The following is a 17,750-nucleotide window of genomic DNA, read 5'->3' on the forward strand; positions in this document are numbered from 1 at the left end:
CATGGGCTTCGGGGCAAATATTCGTAAACTCCGCACCATGGAGCATCTTGGTCAGGCGCAACTTGCAGAGATGTTGGGGGTATCTAAAGAGACCGTTTGTCGTTGGGAAAAAAGTCGGTATGCCCCCCGTGAGCGCCATATTGAAAAGTTACAAGCGCTCTTCGGTTGCACCCGCGATGAACTTGTTGGCGAGGAAAACGGTTTGGCCGTAAAGCTCGCAAATAAAAGAATCGTCACCGACGAAGACCCTGCTATCCACGAAATGGAGGGCGCATTTCCCGTCATCGATATCGAATCGCAAAAGCGCCGCATCACGCACAGCCAACAAAATGCTTGCGCGCCCGTAGACGTAGCCAAGCGTCACCCACATAGCGTTTTCGTTAAAATCAAAGGTGACGAAATGTCCCGCATTTACCCTCCCGGCAGCTTACTACTTGTCGATACCACCGCAAAGCCTTGGAACGGCTGTGCTGTATTGGCGCTCGCAGACGGTAAAACACCGGTAATTAGGCGATTTGCAGAAGGAAACGACATGATTGTGCTGTCGTCCCATTCATATGCAACAGCAAGTCCGGATCTGATGTTTAACAAACGGAGGATTAGAATCATAGGAGTCGTCGTTTGGTATCAAGCGAGCCACGATCACACGCTTAATTAAATCGACTTTCCCAAAAACGACCGTACCGCACAGACAGCTCAAGGCCCCAGCCCAAATGAACTACTTTTTGGCGGCTTTGCGCTCGTCGCGGATACGGGCGCGGTCCATGGCCGCCTCGACAGCCGAGAAGCGGCAACCACAGTAGTTCTGCCGATACATGCCAAGCTCGCGCGAACGGCGTGTCGCCTCGGGGTAATACGGGCGAAAATCGCGAATCACCGGGGTGAGACCGCGGGCGGCAGCCAGACGCTCCAACACATCATTGCAGGTTTCGAACAACTGGTACGGCGAGACGGCGAGCGTCGTGCCCACAAACTCAAACCCGCGCTCCTGGGCCACGCGGCACGCCTCGGCCAGACGCAGGGCATAGCACGCGCGACAGCGACGGGCTCGGTCGGCACCCAGCGGCGCCACGCCGGTCTCCCAGCGATCGCGGTCCTCCCCTGCCTCGATGAGCTCGATGTCGCCATCGGCACACCACCGGCGCAGCTCGTCCAAGCGGCGCTGCCATTCATCGCGCGGTTGAATATTGGGGTTGGTCCAGCAAATCGTGGGCTCAAACCCCTCCTCGCGCAGCAGGCGAACCGGCTCAAGCGAGCATGGTGCACAGCACGCATGCAGCAACAACGACTTCATCGACATCTCCTCACCCAAAAAAGCGCACGCCAAAGGACGTATCCTCGCAGGCGACAATGCGGCGGTCGCGCAAAATGGTCCGCACGTAATACCAATCGCCCACACAACCCGACAAATGCAAGCCGGCCGCCAGGTAGCACAGCAGCGGATAGCCCGAAAACGCAAACCCCAGGGCAAGCGCCGCCGTCACAACAACCGTCGGCGCCAGGCAAACCGCCATGTACCGCCGGCGCGAATACACAACGCCCTCGGCGCAGGCATAGATCATCGCCGTCTCGCGATTCGCCCCAAAGGTCACCTTCGCGCCCGCAGGCGCCAGCAGCTTAAAAAACACACCGTGCACCAGCTCGTGCACGGCGAACGACGCCATTGAGATCGCAGCCAAGCCGACTATCCAGCCCACGACAGCCATCCAGCCGCCCGCGTCAGCCGCATCCAAGTCTGCAGGCCCACCCAGCAACATAAACACCGGCACCAAGCACACGGCAAACACGCCGACTACGACCATCCCCCACACAAAGCAAGCGTGCAGAAAATCCTCGTCTTCAAACGCATGTATGTTGGAAATCTCATTCATAGCATCTTAGGATAGCGCCCCTGCCACGTACCCGTCCGCATGTGCGATAATGTCGAACGATATGCACGAATTGACCACCGCGTCGCCAGGCCTTGCGCCCGGCCGCGCTCTCACCATATGCGAAGGAGTCCCATGGCATCCAAATACTCCATGAACGACCGTCCCAGCTGGCCTCGCCGCGCCATCGTTACCGCCGGCGAGCCCTACGGCAACAAGGGCCTTCACTTTGGCCACGTTGGCGGCGTCTTTGTCCCTGCCGACTTCTTCGCCCGCTTCCTGCGCGACCGCCTGGGCCGTGAGAACGTCATCTTCACCTCGGGCACCGACTGCTACGGCTCGCCCATCATGGAGAGCTACCGCAAGCTCAAGGAGAACGAAGGCTACGATAAGTCCATCGGCGAGTATGTCGAGTCCAATCACTCCCGCCAGGCCGCGACCCTCAACAACTACAACATCAGCTGCGATATCTACGGCGGCTCGGGCCTTGAGCCGGCCGCGCAGATTCACAACGAGGTGACCGCCGAGATTATCAAGCGCCTGCACGAGCAGGGCACCATCTCCAAGCGCTCCACGCTGCAGTTCTACGATGCCAAGGCCGGCACGTTCCTCAACGGCCGTCAGGTAATCGGCCGCTGCCCCATCCAGGGCTGCAAGTCCGAGAAGGCTTATGCCGACGAGTGCGACCTGGGTCACCAGTTTGAGCCCGAGGAGCTCATCGCGCCCAAAAGCCAGCTCACCGGCGAGGTGCCCGAGCTGCGCCCGGTAGACAACCTCTACTTCGACCTGCCGGCCTACCTCGACTTTATGAAGACCTATACCGCCAAGCTCGCCCAGAACCCGCAGGTTCGTTCCGTGGTCTCCAAGACCATGGAGGAGTGGCTGCTGCCGGCCCAGCTCTATATCCAAAACAAGTTCCGCGAGGCCTTCGATGCCGTCGAGGACCAGCTGCCCGAGCACACCGTGCTGGAGCCCGAGGGAAACAAGAGCAGCTTTACCGTCACCTTCCCCAGCTGGAAGGAGCGCGACGACGCCCATGCGGTGCTCGCCAACGGCGGCGTGCGCTTCCGCAGCGGCAAAGCGCTCGTGCCTTTCCGCATCACCGGCAACATCGACTGGGGCGTTCCGGTGCCCCAGGTCGACGGCGTTTCCGACGTCACCTGCTGGTGCTGGCCAGAGAGCCTGTGGGCGCCCATCAGCTATACGCGTACCGTGCTCGCGCGCGATGCCAAGGCCGCCGGCGTGACCGAGGGCGTCGCCGCCCAGGATGCCGCCCTCATGGGCGAGCCCGCTGCCGACTCCACACAGGTGCCCGCGCCCACCTACCAGCACAGCTCGCTCGACTGGCGCGACTGGTGGTGCTCGGACGACGCACAGATCTACCAGTTTATCGGTCAGGACAACATCTACTTCTACTGCATCGCGCAGACCGCCATGTGGGAGGCCCTGGGCTGGGACCTCACGCAGAGCACCGTCAGCGCCTGCTACCACCTGCTCTACATGGGCAAAAAGGCCAGCTCGTCCTCGCAGACGCCTCCCCCGCCGGCAGACGACCTACTCAACCACTACACCTGCGAGCAGATGCGCGCGCACTGGCTGTCGCTCGGCCTGTCCGAAAAGCCGGTGAGCTTTAGCCCCAAGGCATACGACACGCGTGTGACCGGCAAGGACAAGGACGGCAACGAGGTGCGCGCCTGCGACGACAAGCGCGTTATCGATCCGGCCCTTAAGGAGAGCGCCCTTTTGACCGGCGTATTCAACCGTCTGGCCCGCAGCTGCTTCTACGGCGTCGCCGTCAAGGAAGGCGACGAGAGCCCCTATCGCAACGGCTGCATCCCCGCCGGTGCCGCCTCTGCCGCCGTGGTCGAGGCTGCCGAGCAGGCAGCTCTTGCCTTTGAGCAGGCCATGTACAAGTTCGAGACGCACCGCGCGCTTGCCGTGTGCGACGACTACCTGCGCGCCGCCAACAAGCGCTGGAGCGACGCCTCCAAGGCCGCCAACAAGCTCGAGGGCGACGAAGCAAACGCAGCGATGACGCAGGCCCTGGTTGATGCCTTTACCGAGCTGCGCGTGGCGACCGTCCTGATGCACGGTATCGTCCCGGCCGGCTGCGAACTCATCTGCGAGTACTTCGACGTCGATCCGGTCGCCTTCTTTAGCTGGGATAACATCTTTGCCTCCACGGACGAGTTCGTAGAGAGCCTGGGCGAGAAGCCCGGCGACCACCGCGTGAAGCCGCTGCCCCCGCGCTTCGACTTCTTCAGCAAGCACGAGAGCCAGTACTAAAGCACGCTAGTAGCAACGCGCCCGGGAATGATTATTCTGGGACGGGGATTAAAAAATCATTCCCGGGCGCCACAGTACAGTCTTTTTGTGACGGGAGTCATGGAATGATTATTTAATCCCCGTCCCAGAATAATCATTTAGGTGGAAGGAAAGACGGATGTCCAAGCCGCGTCGTCGTAAGCAGAAAAAGCAGGTTAAGCCCGAGCTCAAGCTCAGGCAGTTTGCCGCTACCGAGCTTTCCGACCAGCTTGCCGCCCTTCCCTGCGCCGCCGACCTGCCGCGCTTTATGGTCGACACGGTCGCCGGCGCCTATGCGCCCGCCGATGCCGAGCTCATGATCGAGGGCTTCGGCGCCGCGGCCACACGCCCGGTCACGCTGCGCGCCAACACGCTCAAGGCGACCGCCGAGGACATCGCTGCGGCGCTCGGTGCCGCCGGCATCGCCCACAACCCCGTCGCTTGGTATCCGGACGCCTTTATCCTGCCCGAGGCCCAGGTTTCCGACCTATGGGACCTCGACATCTACCGCGACGGCAAGATCTACCTACAGAGCCTGTCGTCCATGATGCCGCCTTTGGTGTTGGGCGCCCAGGCAGGCGAGGACATCCTGGACATGTGCGCAGCCCCTGGCGGCAAGACGACGCAGATCGCCGCCCTCACCCAGGGCCAGGCACACCTCACGGCCTGCGAGATGAGCATTCCCCGCGCCGAAAAGCTTGAGTCCAACCTCCACCGCCAAGGTGCCAAAAACGTGCCCGTCATGCGCATCGACGCACGCGAGCTCGACGAGTTCTTCCGCTTTGACCGCATCCTGCTCGACGCTCCCTGCACCGGCACGGGCACCGTCATCAGTGGCAACGAGAAAAGCCTGCGCGGCCTCACCGAGCAGCTGCTCGTCAAGTGCGCCCGCTCGCAGCGCGCGCTTCTGGACCGCGCCATGGGAGCCCTCAAACCGGGCGGCACGCTCGTCTATTCCACCTGTTCGATCATGCCGCAGGAAAACGAGGACGCCCTGCAAGAGGCCCTCGACAAGCACATGGATTGCGAGCTTATCCCCCTCGACGGCACACCGAGCGAAAGTGAAGCGCGTCGCGCCCAGGATGCCGGCGAGGAGCCGCATATCGAGTGCAACGCCCTCACCGAGGCCATCGCCGCCGGCCATGTCTCGGCCATCGCCAACGGTATGCCCGGCACGCTGACCATTCCGCCTAGCCGCGATTTTGAGGGCTTCTACATTGCCCTGATCCGAAAACGCAGCTAGCGCACGGATCAAAAACTCAACAAGCTATCTCTGTGCGCGTTTGCCCTGCTGGTCGCGATGCTGTTTAAGCATCGCGCGCTCCTTGCGTTCGGCCCTTTTGCCCTTAATGGCCGTGACCACAAAGTAGATGACCGCGGCGGCAACGATTGCGCCCACGCACAGGCCAATCGAGCCAAACATTGCTGTCAATTCCATACCGCGTCACCTCTCTTTTAAACGGGACTTTCAAGATAGCACCTCGATCCTCGCCACCACAGCTCCTTCACGTTCTCCCGCCCTTCGGTCTAACGGATGGTGCGGCGGGGAAAAATCAACTCGTCAAACGATTTAGCATTCGCAATTCCGGCTGCATCGCGCCGGCCACCATCGCATAGAATCGAGCCTCCATGGATACCCTCAACGACCTAAACGAACGCGTCGACGCCTTTGTCGGCACCAGCTCCTTCGACACGCCTGCCGCGGCAAACGACCAAGCTCCCATCGATGTACCCGCCGAGGTTCACGAGGACATCGTCGCCTCGGTCGATTTCTCCGAGGTCGAGCTCGCAGACGAGTTCACCGAGCCCCAGGTAGCCGTGACTCCCAACGGACTGCTCCCCATGGAGCCACTGCCCATCGACGGGCGTTTGCGCAAGGCGGCCCTCCGCATGCCCGACGAGATCGAGGAGGCCAGCGGCTTTACGCTCTTCGGCCGTCGTATCAAATCGCTCATCTACACCACCGATGTCGCGGTTATCCGCAACTCCAACGCCGACGCCGTCTTTGCGGTCTACCCTTTCACGCCGCAGCCCGCCATTACGCAGGCACTGTTGACCGTCGCCGAGTGCCCGGTCTTTGTAGGCGTGGGCGGCGGAACTACGACCGGCAAGCGCTCCGTGCAGATGGCAGCCGTCTCCGAGATGCAGGGCGCGGCGGGCTGCGTGGTCAACTCCCCCGCCACTGCCGAGATGGTCGAGCACATCACCAACATCGCCGACATCCCCGTCATCGCCACGGTCGTACGTTGCGACGATGATGCGCATGCCAAAGTGCGCGCCGGAGCCAAGATTCTCAACATCGCCGCCGGCAAAAACACACCCCAGGTCCTGCGTGAACTGCGCGAGCACTATCCCAACCTGCCGCTCATCGCACCGGGCGGCAAGACGCCCGAGAGCATTCGCGAGACCATCGCCGCCGGCGCCAACGCCATCATCTGGACGCCGCCTTCGGCCCAGCAGCTACAGGCCGACATGATGCAGCGTTATCGCAAGATGAAGGAAGACGCCACACCTGTCATCTCGCGCGACGATGTGCCCATTATCGACCAGGTCGCCGCCGCCGAAGTCAGCCAGGTCGAGAACATGAATCCCGACGTGCCGATTCCCGACGAAGTCATCGAGCGCGTCGCTTCGATCCACGAGCGCGTCGAGGAGCATCGCGCCAATCGCGGCCTCAAGCCGTCACTGCACGGCTTCTTCTTCCGCGGAAAGAAACGCTAGCCGCAACAGCAAGGCCCGCCCCACAAACGTGAGACGGGCCGTTTTCGTTTGAGCAATCATGCAGCAACGTGATGGGGCAAATTAATCCACGCGCTTGTCGCCCATAAAGAAGAGCGCCACCGTACCAGGTCCGGTATGCGAGCCAATCAGAGTACCGATGTCATTGATCTCAATCTTGCCTTTAAGCTGCGGAACCTGTTCCTCAATCAGCGCCGCAACTGCCTCGGCATCCTCGCGGCACGCCGAGTGCGACATGATGCACTTACCCGAATAATCCGTACCGCCCTGCACGTGTGCCATCATGGTCTTAGCCATCTCGGAAATCGCGCGCTTCTTAGTGCGAATTTTCTCACGTGGCGACAGCTTACCTTCGCAATCGACCGTCATAAGTGGGCAAATCTTAAGCGCCGTGCCGATGATCGCGCTCGCAGCCGAAATGCGACCGCCGCGCAGGTAGCTCGACAGATCGGTCGAGAAGAACCAGTGGTGAAGGTTGAGTTTATGCTCCTCAATCCAAGCGGCCGTCTCGTCGAGCGAAGCGCCGCTATCGCGCACGTCGGCGGCATATTCCAGCAATAGGCCAAAGCCCGAAGACGCCGCCAGCGAATCGATGACGCGCACCTTGCCGCCCTGAGGATAGCGATCCGCGAGCATCTGTGCCGCAACGCAGGCCGATCCATACGTGCCCGAAATACCCGACGACAACGCCAGGTGCAGCACGTCTTTACCCTCGGCAACAAACGGCTCCCAAAACTCCTCGTACTCACCCACGCTCACCTGAGACGTCTTGGGCATGGCGCCCGCGGCAATCTGGGCAAAAAACTCGTCCGGCGTAATCGACTGATACAGATCGTCCGTATAGACAACATCGTCGATCTCGTAATGAAAACACACGACAGGGATATTGCGCGACGCAAAGAACTCACGGGTTCGGTCGGCGGCGGATTCACAGGTCAGGACAAAATCACTCATATGAGGCTCCTTAAGTACTACTGCGCAAATTATCGCACAGCAAGCCTAAATACGATACAAACGTCCACTATTTACCAATTCGAACCATTTGCATTGAATATCTTTACCACCATCGTCTCCACCGACCCCACGTATGAATATCTGAGAAATCACCCCCTTCGTCTCCACCCAACCGACACATCAACCTCAACTAAATCGATTTACCAAACCGTTCAGCCGACAATTCAGCCGCCGGCGCAAAATCGAAACAAAGCCAGCGCATACTGATAAACGTTTGACGCTGTTTATCAGTTTTACCAACCATATCGGAAGGTGTTTCATGGTCGCATTCGATCGCAACCCGCAAGACTTTAAGTATCTGCGTCTGCTGTCGAGACAATTTCCTACCGAGCAATCCGCGTTCACCGAGATCATCAATCTCTCGGCCATTCTCAACCTGCCCAAGGGCACCGAGCATTTTATGAGCGATGTGCACGGCGAGTACGAAGCCTTTATGCACATCCTCAACAACTGCTCGGGCGTTGTGCGCGAGCATGTCGACGAGATCTTTGGCGACACGCTCTCCTTTGACGAAAAGGGCGAGCTGTGCACGCTCATCTACTATCCGCGCGAGAAGATCGATCTTGTCCGCAGCCGGCGCGAGGACTCGCCCACCTGGTATAAGACCATGCTCGACCAGCTCATTGTGGTCGCCCGCTCGCTTTCGAGCCGCTATACCCGCTCCAAGGTGCGCAAGGCCATCCCTCGCGATTACGCCTACATCATCGACGAGTTGCTGCACACGCATCCGGATGAGAACAACTACCGCGTGCGTTATCACGAGCGCATCGTGGAGTCCATCCTAGAGACCGCAAGCGCCGACGACTTTATCGAGTCGCTCGCCTCGCTCATCAAGCGCCTGGCCGTCGACCACCTGCACCTGGTGGGCGATATATTCGACCGTGGCGGCGGCGCTGCCAAGATTATGGACCGCCTGCTCACCTATCATTCGCTCGACATTCAGTGGGGCAACCACGACCTACTGTGGATGGGCGCTGCGGCCGGTGAGCCCGCCTGCATAGCCACGGTGCTGCGCAACAACCTGCGCTACGACAATTACGAGATCCTCGAGAACGACTACGGCATCTCGCTGCGCGAGCTCGTCGCCTTTGCCGATGCCACCTACACCGCCGGTGAGTCCATCACCCCGCTGATCAAGGCCATCAACGTGCTGCTCTTTAAACTCGAGGGCCAGATTATCCAGCGCCACCCCGAGTTCGACATGACCGACCGCCTGCTGCTCGACAAGATCGACTACGACGCCGGCACGGTCACGCTTGCCGACGGCAGCGTGTGGCCGCTCACGACCAACGACTTCCCCACCGTCGACCCGACGGACCCCTACACGCTCACGCCCCAGGAGCAACATATCATCGACAAGCTCGTGTCCGAGTTTGTCACCGCCGATCACCTGCATCGCCATATCGATTTCCTCTACACCCACGGCTCGATGTACAAGGTCACCAACGGCAACCTGCTGTTCCATGGCTGCGTGCCGCTCAACGAGGATGGTACCTTTAGCAGCATGAACTGTCTGGGCACCTGGCACGCAGGCCGCGATTATCTCGATTTTTGCGACCGTATCGCCCGCCGCGCCTGGCGCGTGGGCGACCGCGACGCCCTCGACTGGATGTGGTACCTGTGGATCGGCTTTAACTCACCCGCGAGCGGTCGCCTGGTGCGCACCTTTGAGCGCGCCTATATCGCCGATAAGAGCACCTGGGTCGAGCCGATGGACCCGTACTTCACGCTTACCAAGTCGCCCTCTGTCTGCGATGACATCATGCGCGAGTTTGGCGTCGCGCCCATGGCATGCTCGCCGACCGGCCACATCATCAACGGCCACACGCCCGTTAAAACCACCAAGGGCGAGCAGCCCATTCGCGCCGAGGGCAAGCTGCTGGTCATCGATGGCGGTTTCTGTCGCGCCTATCATCCCAAAACGGGTATCGCCGGCTACACGCTTATCTCAAGCTCGCGCGGATGTCGCCTTAAGTCGCACCAAGCCTTTACCACGGTTGCCGAGGCACTTACCCGCAACGTGGACATCGAGAGCGAGACCAACCGTTTTGACCAGGCCGACCGTCGCCGCATGGTGAGCGACACCGATACCGGTGCCAAGATCCGCAGCCAGATCCAGGACCTACGCCAACTGCTCGATGCATATAGAAACGGTGCTATCGAGGAGCGCGCCTAGCTCCACCCGTGGGGATTGGCTAAACTTGCTGAGTTCGTCATCCCCACGGCGCTATGGCGCCACCCTAAGGCAGGTACCATGCAAAAGCTCCTTGCGCAGATCATGAAGTTTGGCGTCGTCGGCGTCGTCGCCACGGTCATCGACTTTGGCATCATGAATCTGCTCCACTACGGCCTGGGCCTTAACATCCTGATCGCCAATACCAGCGGCTTTATCGTCTCGCTCATCTTTAACTACGTCGCGAGTATGAAGTACGTGTTTGCGCACAAGGAGGGCATGAGCCGCCGCCGCGAGTTCATTATCTTTGTCGTGCTGTCCGTGATCGGCCTGGCGCTCAACGACGGTATCGTGCTGGCGCTCAACGCCGGCCTGGGGCTCGAGGCCAATATCGCCAAGATTTGCGCCACCGCGCTTGTTATGGTCTACAACTTTGTGACCCGAAAGATCTTCCTGGAGGGCGACGAGACCAAGTAGCTCGACCTCCTCCTTGCACTACGGGGCCCACGGACGGCGCGCGTCGAACGCTGCGTTGTTCGTGGGCCTTGCTCGTTTACGGAAGGATTTACGACGTTTGCGGATTGTCTCTTGCAAATTTGACGAGTTCGTATAGTTCTTGGCAAAGCCCTTACGTTTCCCTTGCAAAAGCTCTAAAGTATCCTCTGCTCGATTCGTCAACGCATTGGATGTGATTACGTGCGCAAGGCACTGGCACAACCTCATACTAAGCAATTCCTCAAGTTCGCTGTCGTGGGTCTTATCTCCTTTGGCATCGACTGGGGCATGCTCATTGCGCTCGTCGAGCTGTTCCATCTCGACTTTCTGATGAGCACCACGATCTCGTTTATCACGTCCGTCGTGGTCAACTACTGGCTCAGCATGAAGTACGTGTTCGACCACCGCGAGGGCATGAGCCGCAAGCGCGAGTTCACGATCTTCACCATCCTGTCGGTGATTGGTTTGGGCCTCAACGACCTGTACATGTTTGTGGGCGTCACGTTTTTGAGCATCGGCTACCAGGCCATGAAGGCCATCGCCACGTTCCTGGTCACCTGGTACAACTACTTTAGCCGTCGCTTCTTCCTCGAAGGCGCGCAGTAGCAGTCAGTCAGACATACCCTTGCATTCGCAACCGGCTGGAATTCCCATTCCAGCCGGTTTTTTGTTTGCAAGGCCGCCGAGGAGGGCGCACGAGGCGAGAAACGGCGTCCCATTCGCATGAAAAACGGGCGGCTCGGATGCTTGTCCGAACCGCCCGTTTGGCATGTTATGTCGAGGCATTTAGCCCGTTACGTAATACCAGACCACGTTGTCACCATTGGAGAGAACGTAGTTGCTGCAGGCCGTCATGGGCGTTGTGCCGTTGACGGAGTACATCCAGCCACTCGTGCCGCCGTGCTCCTTCTCGGCCAAACCGCCAATAGCGGCGACATACGTGCCGTACGACGAACCCTGCGCATTGACGGAAAGCCCCAGCGCACACAGGGCGTCGTAGACGGTAGCGCCTTCGTTAAAGGTAAAGGTGCCACCAGAGGACACAGGATTGCCCACAGCGCTCGATGTGACCGAAACCGTCACCGTAACGTAGCCGGACTCCTGCGAGCCGCCCTGATTGCCCGCAGAGGCGTTGCCACTGTTGGATGCAGACCCATCGCCGGTCGCCGAGCCACCGCCCGAAGAAGAGCCGTCAGAAGAACTCGATCCACCAGCGGATTCGGAGCCCTGTCCGGCAGACGTGTTGCTGGACTTCTTGCCGCCCTTGCCTTCGGACTTCTTCTCCTTCGAATCCTTTTTTGAGTCCTTCGACCCGTCCTTCGCATTGTCCGAAGATTTGGAGTCCTTGGGCGCAGCCTTGCCCGAAGCGGTAGTCGAGCCGGAAAGCGAAGCATCCTTGGCAACGACGCTCTCCCCTGTCACAGCCCGCGCAATCCAGTCGATGGACCATGCACCGCTGGTAGAGGGATGGACAAAACCCAACGAGACGATGATGAGTGCAATACAGACGGCCGTCAGGGCGCCAACAAGCGCCTTGCGCCGAGGGGCGGACGCCGCCGAAGCGGCGCCCTTTTGCTTTGCATCGTCGAGCTGAATGAACGACGAGTCGAGTTGCTTGGAGTCGGCGTCCTGAGGTTTATTGGACACAACCCTCACCTACCGACGCTTGGTAAACACGAACACGCCGATGACCGCAAGCCCGATCACGCCGGCCGCAACACCAACGATGGCAAGCGGATTGAAGCCAGACTGCTGCACAGGAGCCTCAGCGGACTTCTTAGCGGTAGTCGCGGCAGCCGAGCCCGTATCGGACTTGGAGCTGGACTTACCGGACTTCTTGTCCTTCTTGCCGTCCTTCTTGTCGGACTTGTCGGAACCCTTCTTGGAATCCTTGCCGTCCTTGGTCTTGGTCGAGGTCGCGGTCGACGACACCGGCTTCTGAACCGGAGCAACGGCACCGCCAGGCTGTTGACCGTCCGTGCCGTTGCCGGAGTTACCGCCATTGCCATTGGAACCGCCATTGCCGCTATTGGAGCCAGAGCCACCGTTACCGCCAGGGTTAACGGCATTCTTGGTCCACTTGGCGTAGAGCGTCATATCGCCCGTCACGACGTCTTTGGAGAAATCCCAAGCCTGAGTACAATCGACATCCTTATACCAGCCTGCAAAGGTATAACCGGAGCGCTCGGGGTTCGCAGGGGCAACCATGGTCTTGTTTTGTGCGGTCATAGCGCTGGGAACCGTGCTGCCACCGCGCGTATCGAAGGCCACCGTATAACCCGGAGCAGCCTTGAGAGCAAATAGCGTACCGGAATCGTTGGTGTAGTAAAGGTTGCCCTGGACATCGGCTATCACGCTTGCGGTGCAATAGTTCGCATTGGAGCCAGACGGCGTATAGATCTCCACAGCCTCGCCAGTTGACTGGTTAAAGCAGTAGACAGCGCCCGGAGTCTTGTTGCAGGTAAAGTACACGTAGACATCGCTGCCCTGCACAGATGCAATCGGCGAAGCCTTGACCTCAGCATATTTTCCCATGTCAAGCGACTTTTCGACCGTCATAGACACAAGGTCGATAACGGTGAACTGGCCGTTGTTCGAAGCGTCGCTTCCGCCGATATAGGCCTTGCCGTTTGCCACGGCCGGCGTCGAAGTCGAGGTGTTCGCAAATGCGCAAGAGTCGACAATACGAAGCATGTCGCCCTCACGAACAATCTTATAGAGCGTAGCCGGCTGACGACCGATCGCCAAAAAGACCGGGTTGCCACCCTCGGTACCGGCAGAAACGATCGTTGCGCGAACAGGATTTCCGGACAGGCTCACGGAAGACTTAACCTTGCCGGACTTGCCGTCGATCAGCTTCACACAACCGCTCTCGTCTCCGATGACAAGATCGGAGCCGGACGCGGCAGCGCCTGCCCAGTAATATCCTTCACCCGTAGAGTCATCGCTCTTGACAGTCAACTTGGTCCACTTAACCTGACCCGTCGCAATATCAACGCAAACCATGGCGCCCGCACTTGCGGTGCCCGTAGCCCCGGCGCCCGCCTCGAACTCAGCATAGACGCAGCCGTTTGCCACCGTCATCGTCGAATTCGCCTGATAGCGCCCGCCCGCGGCAGGAGCCTCGAGTGCAGAGGTCTTCCACACGCACTCAAGTGTCTCGGCAGAAAAGGCGTACACGGAACCATCGTCGTTTGCCGAGATAATCAGACCATCCGTGTACACAGGACGCGAGAAATACGAAGTGATCCCGCCCTTGGAAACGCGCGCAACAACCTTGCCCGCATTGTCGATCTTGACGAGCTCTGAGTCCGTGGTAACAAAAACGTAGCCGCCCGCAATGATGGGGTCGCCCAGCGAAACCCACTTATCGGCAGCCGTGGCCAAATTGACCTTCCACAGCTCCGCGGCAGACTCGGTGGGCGTCGGCGTGTTCACGAGCGTCGTGCCGCCCGCATTGCCAAAGCCGTTCCAGCTTGCAGTCCAGTCCGGACGCGAAGCGAAGGGATTGACAACAAGGCCCTCCAGGGGCTTCTCGTTATCTGCAGCGTAGACCCACTGAACCTTGTCTCCCGGCTTGAGGGTAACCTGGCCCGCACCCTTTTGAGAATACTCGCCGTTGACATAGAGCTGCCAGTACCTGCCGGTCGACTGGTCCCAGCCATACGTCTTGTCTGCGTGCGTAATGCTGGCAAGGTAGAACGATGCACCGGACGTACCCTGGCTGTCATAGATGAGACCTGCGGCCTTAAGCTCCTGCTCGGTAAGATCGGCTGCCGTGGATCCATCGGACATCTTGACGTCGCTGGCAAACGCCCATACGGAGTTGCCGCCGTTCTCATCCGGTCCGATGAAGCTCACCGAGGCTTTGACGGTAGCCTTATTCGCATCGTCAAGGCTTGCGCCAAAGGCGGAGTAGTACAAAGCGATAGAGTCGCCCGCGCCAAGCGTCACACTGCTGGCGCCAACCTCGGATGCTTTACCGTTTACGAAAAGCTGCCAGTACTTATGCGTGGCGGCATCATAGCCAAGCGTACGGCCATCGCTTGAAGTGATATCGGAGAGATAGTAACCATATTCCGTGGTACTGGAGGTGTGAGCGAGACCCTGGGCATCCAAGATCTGCTCAATCAGGGCATCGGCAGTCGAGCCGTAGCCAACGCTCTGCGCGCCGTCGAACCAAACTTCATCGCTGCCGTCGGCGCTAACACCCACGAGCTTGAAGTTGACCGAAATCTGAGGATCGGAGTGGTCGGTCGTGCCCACCACACGATACGTCGCTTTAACTGGCTGATTGACCAGGCTCTGAAGCTTGGCGTTATCCGGATGGGCCTTGGCGAGCGCTGCGTACTTCTCGTAGGTGAGCGAACTCTCCACCGTAACAAGCGTGTCTGCCGCAGGCTGCGTCACACGCAGCGTCTCATCGGCGATAATAGAGGTGTCGCTCGAGCGGTAGGTGCGCCAGCTGGTGCCTGCCATGGAATCATAGCCAGGCAGATCGTCCGCATGAATCTGGCCCGTCTCGTACTTCTTGGAATACGAAATGGTACCGTCCTCGGCAACCGTGGCAGAGCTCCAGGGGCTGAGGTTCGTGCTCACCGCGTTAGCGGAAGTGTTGGTGCCCAGGATTGAAGTAGCGTAGGCGTCCTTGACAGCCTGCATCTGCGCCACGGCGGCGTCAATCTCGGACTCGTCGATGGGCTTGACCGTCACGGTGATGTCGCGCGTGGCGGTAATACCATCGCGCGTGAGCGTGGCCGTAATGGTTGCGGTGTTGGAGCTACCTGCGATGTCGCGAGTAACGATAACGCGGTAACCCTTTAACTTTGCTACGGAACCATTGCTGGACGCATAGGAGAGCTTCGCCGAGCCGGCATTGATCTTACTCGCACGAGGCAGGATAAAGTCGCCCTCGACCGCTGAGAGGTCGACCGTCTTGCTCGAGTCGGCGTAGTCCTTCACCAGGCCGTCGATCTTAGCCAGCGAGGCTTCGAGCTCGGCCTTCTCGGCAGCGATGTCCTCGGCGGACTTGGAGGCTACCTTGACCGGGTAGCCGCGCGTAATTGCAGTCGAGGGAGAGTTGCCGTAACCAGAGGCAAATAGTGTTGCTCGCACGGTAAACGTCACGTTTTTGTCGCCATTGCCATGAGTGTAGGCGACCTTGTAGACCGTGTTGTAATTGGAATCGTAGCTCGAAGTCAGCTTGGCCGCAGACGAATCGCTCGACGTCCAGGTGAGGTCGGCAACCTTCTTGCCTCCCACATAGAGCGCGCCGGGAAGCACCTCTTCCTTAGCAGTCGAAGGCGCGATGCCCGCCTTGACCGAGGCGGTAAGAGTCGCGGCGTTGAGCTGCTCGTTCAGGCACGCTTCAACCTTGGCTTGATCCCACGCGAGCGAAGAACTGGACGAGGGCGTGAATTCGACGATTTCGCTGCCGAGCGTCAGCGTATAAGTAGGTTTGAACTGGCGTAGCACCGACCAATCCGCGGATACGGTCTTCTCCGCATTGGACAGGAAGAAGTACGTGATGGTGCCATCTGCAGCGATGCCACCCTGCTGGGCCGGGTCGGTCGCACCGAAGGTCACAGACTTGAGAGTCGGCTTCACGTTCGCGTAGCCGAGCGCCTTGAGCTTGGCCGAGAGCATGTCGACGATATTGGTGTCGGTGCCATAGACCGGGCTCGGCTTCCAAGTGGAGAGCTTCTGCTTGGCCTCGGCAAGCGTCTTGGCATCGGGCGTCGCAGGCGTGGTGGCGCCTTCGTCCTCGACAATCGCCAGCTTCGTGCTTGCGGTGAACTTGTAGTCCCACTTGCTCGAGCCATAGGTCACCTTGCAGGCAACATACTTGCCCGCCTGAGCGGCCGTGAGCTTGAACTCGCGCGACGTTGCGCCGTCGATAGGCGTGTAGCCCGAGGCGGTAGGAGCCGAGCTCTGCTTCTCGCCCACGTACCACTGATACTTGAGCTGCGCGTACTCGGAATCGAGAATCTCCTCGTCGTCGCCCCAGTCGTCCTCGTAGTAGGCGCCAACTTTAATCGTATCGCCAACCTTAAGAGCAGTATTGGACGCAGATCCATCGACGATGTCCTGGCCCTTGGCGTTCAACAGACTGACGGAGTCGACCGTCACGTATGCTGCGGTAGCGATATCCGACTCGTCATCATCACTCGACACAGCGGACTCGGCTTTGGCACTTGCCTCGGCGGCAGCCTCCACTTTTGCAGCGGGCTGCGAAACATCCTGCGACTCGCTCTCCTGCGTATCTGCAGAAGCGGCAGAATCACTCGCATCCGCGCCCTTTGCAGGCTTCTCACTCTCGGTCGCTACCTGGTCAGCACCGGTCGCCGTGGAACTATCCTCCCCCGTCGGCTCCGCATCACGCGAAGTAACGGCCTCGGCAATGCCCTCGGCACCCTCAGCCCAAAGTTGCGCCGGCGTGGTGCCAAAAGCCATGGCAAAAGCCAGGAACGCCACCAGACCGCGCTTGGCTACGCCACGGGCAATCGCTCCATGACGACGCCACGAGGCGCGCTGGCTCTCGTCCTCAAACATATCCATTTGTCTCCTACTGTCTGCTCTTGGAGCATTGCCCAGCGGCTGCCCCACATCATTGCGCATATTGCGCTCGAGTACCCCCATCGGGGTCCCCCTTCCCTCCAGAGCCCAACGCGTACCGGCGGCATGCGCCGCGGCCACGTACAAGATGGGAGGCGATCCGACTTAACCTTACCGACCCGGGCGCGCCGTCCGATCTGCGACGTGACCATCCCGGGCCAAGAGGAATTACGGTTACTGGTACAGCCGGGGACTTGCACCCCGATTCTCCCAAACACGCAGGAAAACCGCGCATTCGTGCGTCTCCGCACCACCATCTAGGCCATCGATTATTACTGTCATTATGGTATCACGCAAAAGGGCCCCGCACACAGGCGAAGCCCAAGGTAAAAGCTATGGTTTGCGATAGGAAGGACTGTCGTCGGACCTTGCAAGAACAGCCCGTTTCAAAACTATGCCGAATTACGGCGCCGAATCAGCACCTCGCAACCATACCTGTCATTTTTAAAAACCAACGACTCATCTACCTGCACTGATAATTGTTCTCGGGGGAAGCGGGCACTGCGGGGCGCGGCGACAGCGCGCGATTTCCGCGTCGCAGC

13 protein-coding genes are annotated in these 17,750 nt (G+C 59.7%); 7 read left to right on the top strand and 6 right to left on the bottom strand.

Going from position 1 to position 17,750, the window contains the following annotated elements; all coding sequences use genetic code 11:
• Window position 1 precedes the first annotated feature (1 nt).
• Window positions 2-658, top strand: coding sequence for an XRE family transcriptional regulator (locus AB5767_RS06375; RefSeq protein ID WP_052044062.1), 657 nt, complete (start codon window positions 2-4; stop codon window positions 656-658).
• Between the two features lie 60 nt (window positions 659-718).
• Here the strand turns inward: AB5767_RS06375 and AB5767_RS06380 are convergent, their stop codons facing one another.
• Both AB5767_RS06380 and AB5767_RS06385 read right to left on the bottom strand, forming a co-directional pair.
• A complete protein-coding gene (locus AB5767_RS06380) occupies window positions 719-1,294 on the bottom strand; it encodes an epoxyqueuosine reductase QueH (RefSeq protein ID WP_195544304.1) in 576 nt (191 codons plus the stop codon).
• Window positions 1,295-1,304: 10 nt separating this feature from the next.
• Window positions 1,305-1,871: a DUF3267 domain-containing protein gene (locus AB5767_RS06385; protein ID WP_138375224.1), complete on the bottom strand. Its 567-nt coding sequence runs from the start codon at window positions 1,869-1,871 to the stop codon at window positions 1,305-1,307.
• Window positions 1,872-2,003: 132 nt separating this feature from the next.
• Between AB5767_RS06385 and AB5767_RS06390 the strand changes: the two genes are divergently transcribed.
• A complete protein-coding gene (locus AB5767_RS06390) occupies window positions 2,004-4,154 on the top strand; it encodes a class I tRNA ligase family protein (RefSeq protein WP_368132857.1) in 2,151 nt (716 codons plus the stop codon).
• A 157-nt stretch (window positions 4,155-4,311) separates the two neighbouring features.
• Window positions 4,312-5,415 carry an RsmB/NOP family class I SAM-dependent RNA methyltransferase gene (locus AB5767_RS06395; RefSeq protein WP_368132427.1) on the top strand — a complete coding sequence of 368 codons (1,104 nt, stop codon included), beginning with the start codon at window positions 4,312-4,314 and terminating at the stop codon, window positions 5,413-5,415.
• Between the two features lie 24 nt (window positions 5,416-5,439).
• Here the strand turns inward: AB5767_RS06395 and AB5767_RS06400 are convergent, their stop codons facing one another.
• The gene (locus AB5767_RS06400; protein ID WP_006235403.1) at window positions 5,440-5,610 is read right to left on the bottom strand and encodes a hypothetical protein; all 171 of its coding nucleotides are present in this window, start codon (window positions 5,608-5,610) and stop codon (window positions 5,440-5,442) included.
• Window positions 5,611-5,801: 191 nt separating this feature from the next.
• Here AB5767_RS06400 and AB5767_RS06405 point away from each other — a divergent pair, with 191 nt between their 5' ends.
• The gene (locus tag AB5767_RS06405; protein WP_148332085.1) at window positions 5,802-6,893 is read left to right on the top strand and encodes a beta/alpha barrel domain-containing protein; all 1,092 of its coding nucleotides are present in this window, start codon (window positions 5,802-5,804) and stop codon (window positions 6,891-6,893) included.
• A gap of 81 nt (window positions 6,894-6,974) precedes the next feature.
• Here AB5767_RS06405 and AB5767_RS06410 read toward each other — a convergent pair whose 3' ends face one another.
• Window positions 6,975-7,865 carry a DegV family protein gene (locus AB5767_RS06410; RefSeq protein ID WP_368132426.1) on the bottom strand — a complete coding sequence of 297 codons (891 nt, stop codon included), beginning with the start codon at window positions 7,863-7,865 and terminating at the stop codon, window positions 6,975-6,977.
• 319 nt (window positions 7,866-8,184) lie between these two features.
• Here AB5767_RS06410 and AB5767_RS06415 point away from each other — a divergent pair, with 319 nt between their 5' ends.
• The 3 genes from AB5767_RS06415 (at window position 8,185) to AB5767_RS06425 (ending at window position 11,199) form a co-directional block, all read left to right on the top strand.
• Window positions 8,185-10,101: a fructose-1,6-bisphosphatase gene (locus AB5767_RS06415; protein ID WP_368132425.1), complete on the top strand. Its 1,917-nt coding sequence runs from the start codon at window positions 8,185-8,187 to the stop codon at window positions 10,099-10,101.
• 78 nt (window positions 10,102-10,179) lie between these two features.
• A complete protein-coding gene (locus AB5767_RS06420) occupies window positions 10,180-10,575 on the top strand; it encodes a GtrA family protein (RefSeq protein WP_117583990.1) in 396 nt (131 codons plus the stop codon).
• Between the two features lie 219 nt (window positions 10,576-10,794).
• Window positions 10,795-11,199 (top strand): GtrA family protein, encoded by a 405-nt coding sequence (locus tag AB5767_RS06425; protein ID WP_368132424.1) that lies wholly within the window; start codon window positions 10,795-10,797, stop codon window positions 11,197-11,199.
• Between the two features lie 180 nt (window positions 11,200-11,379).
• On the opposite strand, the gene AB5767_RS06430 is transcribed toward AB5767_RS06425, so the two are convergent.
• Window positions 11,380-12,240, bottom strand: coding sequence for a DUF4430 domain-containing protein (locus AB5767_RS06430; protein ID WP_368132423.1), 861 nt, complete (start codon window positions 12,238-12,240; stop codon window positions 11,380-11,382).
• Between the two features lie 9 nt (window positions 12,241-12,249).
• Window positions 12,250-17,151, bottom strand: coding sequence for a DUF4430 domain-containing protein (locus AB5767_RS06435; protein WP_368132422.1), 4,902 nt, complete (start codon window positions 17,149-17,151; stop codon window positions 12,250-12,252).
• Between the last annotated feature and the right edge of the window lie 599 nt (window positions 17,152-17,750).

The sequence above is a fragment of the Collinsella aerofaciens genome (genome assembly GCF_040926265.1).
In the GTDB taxonomy this organism is placed as follows: domain Bacteria; phylum Actinomycetota; class Coriobacteriia; order Coriobacteriales; family Coriobacteriaceae; genus Collinsella; species Collinsella aerofaciens_BB.